Annotated in this window: 9 protein-coding genes and 1 tRNA gene; 6 read left to right on the plus strand and 4 right to left on the minus strand. The window is 39.6% G+C overall.

Annotated elements, in window-relative coordinates; translation table 11 throughout:
* Positions 1 to 364 precede the first annotated feature (364 nt).
* The 3 genes from WNY79_RS20490 to uvrD all read right to left on the minus strand — a co-directional run bounded on the left by WNY79_RS20490 (position 365) and on the right by uvrD (position 5,528).
* Positions 365 to 1,213: a chemotaxis protein CheW gene (locus WNY79_RS20490; protein WP_170072999.1), complete on the minus strand. Its 849-nt coding sequence runs from the start codon at positions 1,211 to 1,213 to the stop codon at positions 365 to 367.
* A gap of 102 nt (positions 1,214 to 1,315) precedes the next feature.
* A complete protein-coding gene (locus WNY79_RS20495; protein ID WP_342876759.1) occupies positions 1,316 to 3,385 on the minus strand; it encodes a GNAT family N-acetyltransferase in 2,070 nt (689 codons plus the stop codon).
* Positions 3,363 to 5,528, minus strand: a complete 2,166-nt coding sequence (uvrD, locus tag WNY79_RS20500; RefSeq protein ID WP_342876760.1) for a DNA helicase II — start codon at positions 5,526 to 5,528, stop codon at positions 3,363 to 3,365. Before uvrD ends, WNY79_RS20495 begins: the two co-directional genes overlap by 23 nt.
* A 302-nt stretch (positions 5,529 to 5,830) precedes the next feature.
* Here uvrD and WNY79_RS20505 point away from each other — a divergent pair, with 302 nt between their 5' ends.
* The 3 genes from WNY79_RS20505 (at position 5,831) to WNY79_RS20515 (ending at position 7,269) form a co-directional block, all read left to right on the plus strand.
* On the plus strand, positions 5,831 to 6,055 hold the full coding sequence (locus WNY79_RS20505) for a hypothetical protein (RefSeq protein ID WP_002963009.1): 225 nt from the start codon (positions 5,831 to 5,833) through the stop codon (positions 6,053 to 6,055).
* Positions 6,056 to 6,171: 116 nt separating this feature from the next.
* The gene (locus tag WNY79_RS20510; protein ID WP_024590551.1) at positions 6,172 to 6,540 is read left to right on the plus strand and encodes a YacL family protein; all 369 of its coding nucleotides are present in this window, start codon (positions 6,172 to 6,174) and stop codon (positions 6,538 to 6,540) included.
* A gap of 105 nt (positions 6,541 to 6,645) precedes the next feature.
* On the plus strand, positions 6,646 to 7,269 hold the full coding sequence (locus tag WNY79_RS20515) for a dUTP diphosphatase (protein ID WP_007586550.1): 624 nt from the start codon (positions 6,646 to 6,648) through the stop codon (positions 7,267 to 7,269).
* 15 nt (positions 7,270 to 7,284) lie between these two features.
* Here WNY79_RS20515 and yrfG read toward each other — a convergent pair whose 3' ends face one another.
* The gene (gene yrfG / locus WNY79_RS20520; protein ID WP_002963013.1) at positions 7,285 to 7,932 is read right to left on the minus strand and encodes a GMP/IMP nucleotidase; all 648 of its coding nucleotides are present in this window, start codon (positions 7,930 to 7,932) and stop codon (positions 7,285 to 7,287) included.
* 61 nt (positions 7,933 to 7,993) lie between these two features.
* Here yrfG and nudE point away from each other — a divergent pair, with 61 nt between their 5' ends.
* The 3 genes from nudE to WNY79_RS20535 all read left to right on the plus strand — a co-directional run bounded on the left by nudE (position 7,994) and on the right by WNY79_RS20535 (position 9,572).
* On the plus strand, positions 7,994 to 8,566 hold the full coding sequence (gene nudE / locus WNY79_RS20525) for an ADP compounds hydrolase NudE (protein ID WP_007586548.1): 573 nt from the start codon (positions 7,994 to 7,996) through the stop codon (positions 8,564 to 8,566).
* Positions 8,559 to 9,362, plus strand: coding sequence for a 3'(2'),5'-bisphosphate nucleotidase CysQ (gene cysQ, locus WNY79_RS20530; protein ID WP_170073002.1), 804 nt, complete (start codon positions 8,559 to 8,561; stop codon positions 9,360 to 9,362). Before nudE ends, cysQ begins: the two co-directional genes overlap by 8 nt.
* A 136-nt stretch (positions 9,363 to 9,498) precedes the next feature.
* Positions 9,499 to 9,572: transfer RNA gene (locus WNY79_RS20535), tRNA-Met, on the plus strand.
* Position 9,573 lies beyond the last annotated feature (1 nt).

The raw sequence follows: 9,573 nt of genomic DNA on the forward strand, positions 1-9,573 counted from the left end.
AGTAGGACATTACCAGGCTTCAAATTGTAGAAAGCCCGAATCTAACGATTCGGGCTTTTTTACGTCTGCAGAAAAGTAAAATGCGCGCAATTAATAGACTCTTACACCAACACTCATTACGTAGGGCGGGCGAGCGTAGTGTCTCCTGGCGCTAAAGTTATGTTTAATCACACCAAAGTCACTCAATATCTCTGCACGCCGATAAGTATGTAGCATTTGCTAGGTGACTTTTTACCGCTGTTGGCACTACGACATTCTACTGTGTAGCGCACCGACTTCAAACTGTAGAAAGCCCGAACTTAACGAGTCGCTTTAATAGCTCATTACTCCAGTGCTAAAGCTTATAACCCAATCTAAAAGCTATTTAAAATAGTCCGTAAGCTTGGCTTTCTTCACTTTCAGATTCTTCTAATTGCGTCGGTTTAAATATTGCGCTTGGATCAATTAATAAACTGTGTTTTTGTGTAAGCTTTATTAATCCTCGCATCATATTTTTAGTTTGTGGGTCTATGTCGAAGCCAATTTCGGTAAGTTTATCCAGTGGCCTTATATCTTCTTTTTTAAAGTCGATATTATCTTCAACCTTATCTACCAATAATCCTACATGCGGGTTTAAGCCGTCTTTAGTGGTAAAAACAATAATAGGTTTATAGTCTAAGGTTATTTGTTCTTTAGCTGACTCAAACAAGCGCTCGAGTTGAATCAAGCTATTACGATTCATTTTGTCGAGCAGCACGGATACTTGTTTATGATCACTCCGATTATGGGCTGCTATAACTTCTTTTATTGTCTCTAGTATTGATTGGAAGGTGTCGTTAAACCGAGACATAGTTAATTTTAAGTCTTCATTATCGGTGTTGAATTCTTTGTAAAAAAGAACAAAATCTTGTAGTTCTGTGTCATTGTTTGAAATAGGAGCCGAGCTACTTGATAAGCTACTTTGAAGTATATTGAACCAGTTTAATAGTTTTTCTTGCCACGATCTGAGTTGTTTTAGTGCATTCGCATTACTTTGCTCAGTTGAGATATTATTTAAAATAATACCCAAATCAAAAACAGGTGTTGGTATATCCATATAATCTTTAACACCAATAAAGCTTTTATTATTGTTTGGTAAAGTTGTTAGATTATTGTCAAAGCGTTCTGTTAATAAAATATCGAGTATTTTAAGTGAAATTGTTTTACAGCCCACTTTAAAGTTTATTAATTCCATGCCTTTATCTTAATTTACCTATTAATGCTTTAAGGATAGAACAAATTAAATAAATAGCTTAAAGATGGATAAGATTTAATAGAGATAGGTAACTAGGAGTTATTAGATGGCACTAGTGAGGTTTTTTATGGCATGTTTAAATTGATTCTCAAGCTGCTTTTTTCCTAATAAACCTAAGTGTTGAATTACTTTTTCATTACATTCATTTTGAAGGACTAACTTTATTAAAAGTCGTTTATCTGACTCTGTTAATTGAGACATACAAGAAGGAGACTGATTCACTACCTGCCAAAGAGTCGCAGAGATATTAAATTGAGTGAAGCTATTGTTTACGAGCAAGGCTAATCGTTCGCGAGTCTCGGGGCTTACTAACTCATCGCTAAATCCCGCAATTAAAATACTTACAAGTTGCCAGTCCAGTGTTTTAAAGTGTGTTAAAAGGCCATAAAAAAAATCGTTTTTAAACTGCTTTTTCAAAGGTTGAATAATCGCACTTTTGTTATTTAAGCATTTAACCACAAGCGCCGAATGTTCTGCCGTGCTTTTATCGCGTTGATAACCTAGTTTTACGGTATCAAATCCTTGGTTTTGCCAAAAATTTAGTAACTGCGCTGTTGCGCCAAAGCTTGCACCAAACCAACTACATTGGCTTTTAACTTGCGACTCGCAATAGCTAAGTAGCTTTTTACCAAAGCCCACATTGTGAGAGCTCGGATCAATCGCTATTCGTACAACGCGAGCGCTCAACTGTGTGAAGTAGTCATCATTAAAACTAAGTTGTGAGAGTGTTTGAGCCATTAAGTGACCCTGTGGGCGACGCTCTCCGCTTATAACCTGTAGGGCAAGGTCTTCACTTAAACCACCTTCTATTGCGATTAAACATACGCCAACTAATTGATTGTTAATTTTGCTGATGAATATTCGTTGCGATGGTGCGTCTAGTAGTTGGCGTAAATCGTTTACACTACTTTGATAGTGAGCCAATGCAAGCAGGGCAATAACTTGTTGCAGTAAAGCCTCATTGTTTACAAGGTACTGCTGAGTTATTTCGCTATGAACTGGCTGTCCTAATTGATCACTACTTAACTCTTTATATTGTGCGTCGAGTGCAAGCAAGGTGCGAATATGCTTCTCGAGGGGATCGTGTTTAGCAAAACGCAGTGGCTGATCAAGCGTTACAACTTTAGAGGCTTTATAGTGCGCCTTTATATAGTTACTAAAGCGAATGGTATAACCCCTACCATTGCCCTCATACCCAACCAGTGTACTTGCAAATACTATACGAGGGTAATGCGCTAGTATTTTTAATAATAACGGAACAGGGATTGCTGCAGCTTCATCAACGAGTAATAAATCACACTCAGGTAGCGCATTTAATAGTGCATCAGGTGCAACGTAGTGCAAATTGGCTAGCTGTTTATGTTCAGTGTTGTATTGAAGGTTCAACTCGTTGGCTAAATGTTTAAAGCTGCTATGGGTCGCTTTAAACTGAGTGCTGCAAATAATGATTTTTTTACCAGCTAATTTTGCGGCTGCTAAGCCAAGTGCTGCCGACTTGCCTCTACCTCTATCAGCATTAATGAGTAAAGGCCTGTTGGCACGACCATTAGCTACTTTTACTATTTGTTCAACGCAGTTTTGCTGTGGCTCATAATCAATTTTATTATGCATTACATAGCTAGTGTTATTACTAATATAGCCATTTTTTTCACTAAAATGAAAAGTGGGTAATGGTTTTATAATAGCCGCGAAACGTTGATTAAATAAACTGTAGTCAATACTCTGACCGTGTGATTGCATTGTGCTTAAAGCAGGGTCTTGCCAAGAGGCTAAATCATCTAATTCGGGCAGTAATAAAAACAGTATACCGCCTGCTTTAACAGTGCCGGCAAGTGCTGCAAGTTTATCAGGGTGCAAACCACTAAAACCATCGTAAACAGCATGAGTAAATTCTTGACCTAAAATTTGATGAGTGCGAGTAGGCCAGTACGAATTTTTAATCGCGCACTGCTTTGATAAAACAAGTGCATTGTTTTCATCTATTAATGAGTTAAGTAATTCATAACACCAAGCAGGGCTGCCCGTAATCAACACTAGCTGACGATGATACGCGCCAGCTAGTTGTTGTTCTAACTCACTTAGGTGAGCTTTATACAGCTTGTAATCGTGCATAGGCCGTTACTAACCATTTACTGCCAAGGTCGTCAAAGTTAACTTGTACCCGAGATTGCGCGCCACTGCCTTCGTAATTAAGTACGGTACCTACACCAAACTTAGCATGCAAAACTCGTTGCCCTAAGTTAAAGCCACTGTCTTCAAATGCGGCATGGCTAACTGATGCGCTAAAGCGCCCCGCAGCAGGCGGGCGAGAAACCTGTGTTTTAATACGGATTTCTTCTACGCAGTCCTCAGGTATTTCGCGTAAAAAGCGTGATGGGCTATGGTATTTTTCTTGCCCGTATAAGCGGCGACTCTCAGCATGGCTAATGTATAACTTATCCATTGCTCGTGTCATGCCTACATAACAAAGGCGGCGCTCTTCTTCTAAGCGCCCTGACTCTTCGTTGCTTTGCTGAGAAGGGAACATGCCTTCTTCTACGCCCACCATAAACACTAATGGAAACTCTAAACCTTTAGCTGAGTGAAGCGTCATCATTTGTACGGCGTCTTCGTGTTCTTCTGCTTGCCCTTCACCTGACTCAAGTGATGTATGTGCTAAAAAGCCTTGTAAAGGTGAGCTGTATTCTTCGTCTTCAGGAAGTTCATACTGATCACAAGCGCTAATTAGTTCTTCTAAGTTTTCTACGCGAGCACGGCCTTTTTCACCTTTTTCGGCTTGGTACATTGCCATTAAGCCTGAGGTTTGAATTGTGTACTTAGCTTGCTCATGCAAAGTTAGATCGCTAATTTTATCTTCTATTTGTTCAACGAGTTCTACAAACTTACTTACTGCACCAGAAGCACGACCAGATAAGTGCTGTTGTTCTACAATTGCTTTTGCGGCATACCAAAGCGGTAACGATTCTGCTCGTGCACAGTCGCGTATATGGCTCAATGTTTTATCACCAATACCGCGTGCTGGCGTATTAATTACACGCTCAAACGCGGCATCGTCTTGTCGATTACCTACTAGACGTAAATACGAAAGCGCATCTTTAATTTCTTGTCGTTCGAAGAATCGCATACCACCATAAATACGGTATTTTAAGCCTTCTTGTAGCATGGCTTCCTCAAGTACACGAGATTGCGCGTTACTACGGTATAAAATTGCGGCATCTTGCAGGGCATTCCCTGCATTTAACCAGCTTCGTAATTTGCTACTTACAAAGCGTGCTTCGTCTAACTCATTAAATGCTGCATAAATAGAGATTGGCTCGCCATCGTTACCATCGGTCCACAAGCTTTTACCCATACGTTCTGAGTTATTTTGAATTAATGCATTGGACGCTTTCAAAATAGTCGCGGTTGAACGGTAGTTTTGTTCAAGACGAATGGTTTCTGCGCTAAAGTCAGTTAAAAAACGTTTAATGTTTTCGATTTTAGCACCACGCCAACCATAAATGCTTTGGTCATCGTCGCCTACAATCATGATGCTGTTAGTATCGCCAGCAAGTAACTTTAACCAAGCATATTGAATGGTATTTGTATCTTGGAACTCGTCTACGAGCATATGTGCAAAGCGCTGCTGATAATGACGTAGTAACGTAGGGTTATCTTTTAACACTTCGTAGCTGCGTAGTAATATTTCAGCAAAATCAACTAGGCCCGCTCTATCACAGGCCTCTTGATAGGCGGCATAAACTCGCAGCATCATTTGCTCATTAATATCGTATGCTTGAATATCTTTAGGGCGAAGTGCTTCATCTTTTTTGGCGCTTATGTACCAGCCAAACTGCTTAGCGGGCCATTTTTTATCATCAATATTCATCGATTTTAATAAGCGCTTGATCATTCTAAGCTGATCATCAGAGTCTAAAATTTGAAAGGCTTCAGGTAAATTAGCTTCACGGTGATGAGCACGTAAAATACGATGCGATAAACCATGGAATGTACCAATCCACATACCACCTACAGGGGCTTTTAGTGTTTCTTCAACGCGGCCACGCATTTCTTTAGCTGCTTTATTAGTAAAGGTTACGGCAAAAATACTGTAAGCGGATGCCTGCTCAACTTGCATAAGCCACGCAATACGATGAACTAACACTCGTGTTTTACCAGACCCAGCACCTGCTAATACCAGCATGTTTTGTAGTGGGGCTGCAACGGCATCGCGTTGTTTGTCATTTAAGCCATCGAGTAATTGTGAAACGTCCATCGTTACGCCTTTTTAATCAATATTGTGGCCAGTATAACAGGTGTTTTTGTTAGGCTAAATAAAATACTGTTTTTATAAACAGCTATTTATAAAATAGTGTTCAAAACGAGTAACTTGCTAATTAACTAAGCGAATAAAAAACATAAACGCATAACAAAAATTGCTAATTTGACCTAAAGTTAGCAAAATATACTAACTCTTTAAATCTAGACTAATTTAACTATTTGATTTGTAAGCTTTAATAAATTGGCATAAAGTGTGTAAGTAAATAATTATAAAATCAAATAAATACAGAGGTTAGTATGGCAGATCAAGGTTCTGGCGGTAACGTAATCGCAGCATTATGTAATATATTTTTTCCTGGTTTAGGGCAGTTAGTGCAAGGGCGTATTTTAGCGGCTATATTTTTTGCACTCGCTATTATAATAAGTTACGCACTAATTTATGTGCTTGTAGGTTTTGTGCTTGTACCTATTATTTACTTATGGTCGATCATTGACGCAGCGCGTTATAGATCGCGAAGTTAACGGTTTTAAAGTTGAGTAAAATAGCGCCCATGTGGCGCTATTTTACTTTATATGTCCTGTGGTTTACGGGCGTTTACGTATATAATTACGCAATTAAAGATCTACAGGCAAACCCTATGGAATATCAATTTATTCGCGACCCTATTAGTGGGCTACGTATTAAAATAAGCAGTGAACACGCTATTATTGGTCGCTGGCTAAACGAAGAAATAGGCAAAGACAAAGTAGCCATGGTGCTAGCGCTTATTGCATCGGTAAGTTCAAGCTATGAGCCGCTAACGCTAAAAGGCCAAGAAATAGATTTAATCTTAACGAAAGACGAAGCATTATTTGAAGCCCATGCGCTTCATCAAGATAGCGAAGATCTAATAGCGTATCAAGATGACGATTTAGCGCTTGAAGAAAATGGTTTAAGTAGTGGTTGTGGCTTTGAAGATTTCATTGATTTAATTGATTCATGGCATGAGTTTACGACGTCACGATAAACATAATTAGCACACTAATAAAAATATACAGCAATGCACAATCAGCATTTTATCTGTATTATTACACCAACGAAAATTACGCCAACCAAAACGACAGGAATTGATATGTCTGCCAATTTAAACAAGCTAGTAGTGATGCTAGAAATGCAAAACGCCATGAATACTAAAGTACATGAGCAATGGTTTACTCAAGGGTTTGAATGGTACCGCGCTATTTGGGTTGAGTGTGCTGAAATGCTAGATCATCATGGTTGGAAATGGTGGAAAAAACAAACACCAGATACTGAACAAGTTATTTTAGAGTTGGTTGATATTTTTCATTTTGGTCTATCGCTTAGAATTGACGGCGAAACTAGCTACGAAGACTTAGCAAAGCAACTTGAAACTGAGCTTAGTAATGCTCAACAAGCTGATGACTTTAAACAAACACTAGAGATATTAGCGGCGTCTGCCGTTGCTGATAAAACGTTTAATGCAGGTGCCTTTGCCGGCTGTATGGCGCAAATGGGTATGGATATTGATGATTTATATCGCGGCTACGTAGGTAAAAATACGTTAAACTTTTTCCGCCAAGATCACGGTTACAAAGATGGTAGCTATATTAAAGAATGGAACGGGCAAGAAGATAACGAGCATTTAGTTGAAGTAGTTAAAAGTCTTGATACAGAACATGCAGATTTTGCAAAGTTAGTATATCAAGGGCTAGAAGCGCGTTACCCAAAAATCTAGCCCACGTAAACTGAGTTAGATAATCTTACGATAGTCGGTAACACTTAGGTAATCGGCTATTTCGTTATGTGGTTGTTGGCTATCAGGGTTAGCAACTGCAAGTAAGTGCTCAATGCCGTATTCTCGTGCGGCATTCAAAACCGCAATGCTATCGTCAACAAATAAAGTACGACTTTTATTAAAGCCTAAGTCTTTTTGTACTTGGTGCCATAAACTTTGTTGCTCTTTACTTACTCCATATTCATGAGTAGACACTACGCCATCTAGGTAGTTATCAATCGCTGTATGCTCAAATTTAAGCATGACACTCTCAGGGTGGGCGTTGGTAAGTAAAATTAACTCTTTGCCTGCTTTTTTAAGCTCAGTTAAAAAATGAGGTACGTCTTCGCGCATTTTAATTAAATGCTGAGACTCTCGTTTAAGCTCCATTATAGGCAAGCTTAATTGCTGCTCCCAATAATCTAAACAATACCACTGTATTTGACCGCTTACAGCTTGATAGCGTTTTAAAATATCTGCTTTAGCTGCATCCAGGCTAATGCCCCTTGCTAATGCGTGTTGCGCAGGAATAACGTTAAGCCAAAAATGACTGTCGTAATGTAAATCGAGTAATGTTCCATCCATGTCGAGCAAAACGGTATCGATTTTTGACCAATTTAACATAGGAATTTCAACTTATAAGGTTTATTATTGAACTAACTGCCATGATAGCAAATTAACGCCAATGACACAGAAAAAGCACCCAACACCACCACAAATCCTCAGTAACAATGTTGTCGCTAAAAGCCGCCTGTTTACTGTGGAGTCTTTAGAGCTAAAGTTTTCTAATAACGAAGAGCGCCAGTATGAGCGAATTCGCGGCGGTGGCCGGGGAGCGGTGATGATTGTTCCGTTAAGTGCAGACAACGAATTACTACTTGTACGTGAATACTGTGCGGGAACAAACGATTACCAGTTAGGTTTTCCTAAAGGCTTAATTGATCCGGGCGAAACGCCAGAGCAAGCTGCTAACAGAGAGCTTAAAGAAGAAATTGGCTTTGGTGCTGAGTATTTTAAACCATTAAGAACAGTAACAATGGCGCCGAGTTACTTTAATGCCACTATGCATATTTTATTTGCTAAGCAATTATACCCACAAACCCTTATTGGCGACGAACCAGAGCCGCTTGTTGTTGTTAAGTGGCCATTAACTCAGTGGCAGTCATTATTAGACCAAGAAGATTTTACCGAAGCACGCAGTGTTGCAGCTTTGCTATTATTAGATAAGTATTTAGCGTCTGGAGCTGCCGATGAATAAATTAATCGAACCGTGTATTGAATTAGCTGAGCGTGCTGGCGATGCAATTATGGCCATTTATAAAAAAGGCGATATTGGCCAACAAGAGAAATCAGATAATACGCCTGTTACCAAAGCTGATTTAGCAGCAAATGACGTATTGGTTGCTGGATTAAAAGTCTTAGCGCCCGACATTCCGATTATGTCGGAAGAAACGCCTATACCAGCACTAGCCGACAGACAGGATTGGCAGCGTTATTGGTTACTCGATCCGATGGATGGCACAGGCGAGTTTATTTTAGAAAGTGGCGATTTTGCAGTAAATATTGCATTGATTGAAAATAATCACCCAGTGCTTGGTGTTATTCATTGGCCTGCAAAAGGTGTGACTTATTTTGCTACAGCTAAAAATGGTGCCTTTAAACGTGAAAACTCAATTGATACGCAAATATCTGTAGCGCCGCCAGAGAACTTGACGCTTGCTGTGAGCCGCCGCCAAAAAATAGAAGCGGTGAGTCAGTATTTAAATAGTCAGTTTACAACTATTGCTATTGGTTCGTGCTCATTAAAAGCTTGTACTGTTGCAGAAGGCAAAGCAGATTGTTTTTTAAGAATTGGTCCAACGGGAGAGTGGGATACAGGTGCTTCACAAGTTATTGTTGAAGAAGCCGGTGGTTGTATTACCGATGCCGAATTTAATCCGCTAACGTACAACCAACGTGAGAGTACTGAGAACCCTGACTTTATAGTGATGGGACATCCAGACTGGGAATGGCAAAAAATGATTAATCCGCATCAAAGGTTGAGCGCAGAATAGCAATTTGATTGCTTTTTGTTCGGTTGAACAACTTTAATTAGTTTAGGCCTTGCATTAAATGTTCATTCCTATATAGTAGCGCTCTCTTCAAGGCAGGCTCGTAAATATTACGAAAATGTTTTAAAGAAATTACAGGCGCGGGATGGAGCAGTCTGGTAGCTCGTCGGGCTCATAACCCGAAGGTCGTCGGTTCAAATCCGGCTCCCGCAAC

The sequence above is a fragment of the Pseudoalteromonas sp. AS84 genome (assembly GCF_038900255.1).
Classification (GTDB): Bacteria; Pseudomonadota; Gammaproteobacteria; order Enterobacterales; family Alteromonadaceae; genus Pseudoalteromonas.

What these genes read in the sequence shown, in the direction of transcription:
- WNY79_RS20515 (WP_007586550.1), top strand. Translation starts at nt 6,646, where the DNA reads ATGTCTGCCAATTTAAACAAGCTAGTAGTGATGCTAGAAATGCAAAAC.
- WNY79_RS20490 (WP_170072999.1), bottom strand. Translation starts at nt 1,213, where the DNA reads ATGGAATTAATAAACTTTAAAGTGGGCTGTAAAACAATTTCACTTAAA.
- WNY79_RS20505 (WP_002963009.1), top strand. Translation starts at nt 5,831, where the DNA reads ATGGCAGATCAAGGTTCTGGCGGTAACGTAATCGCAGCATTATGTAAT.
- yrfG (WP_002963013.1), bottom strand. Translation starts at nt 7,932, where the DNA reads ATGTTAAATTGGTCAAAAATCGATACCGTTTTGCTCGACATGGATGGA.
- WNY79_RS20495 (WP_342876759.1), bottom strand. Translation starts at nt 3,385, where the DNA reads ATGCACGATTACAAGCTGTATAAAGCTCACCTAAGTGAGTTAGAACAA.
- uvrD (WP_342876760.1), bottom strand. Translation starts at nt 5,528, where the DNA reads ATGGACGTTTCACAATTACTCGATGGCTTAAATGACAAACAACGCGAT.
- WNY79_RS20510 (WP_024590551.1), top strand. Translation starts at nt 6,172, where the DNA reads ATGGAATATCAATTTATTCGCGACCCTATTAGTGGGCTACGTATTAAA.
- cysQ (WP_170073002.1), top strand. Translation starts at nt 8,559, where the DNA reads ATGAATAAATTAATCGAACCGTGTATTGAATTAGCTGAGCGTGCTGGC.
- nudE (WP_007586548.1), top strand. Translation starts at nt 7,994, where the DNA reads ATGACACAGAAAAAGCACCCAACACCACCACAAATCCTCAGTAACAAT.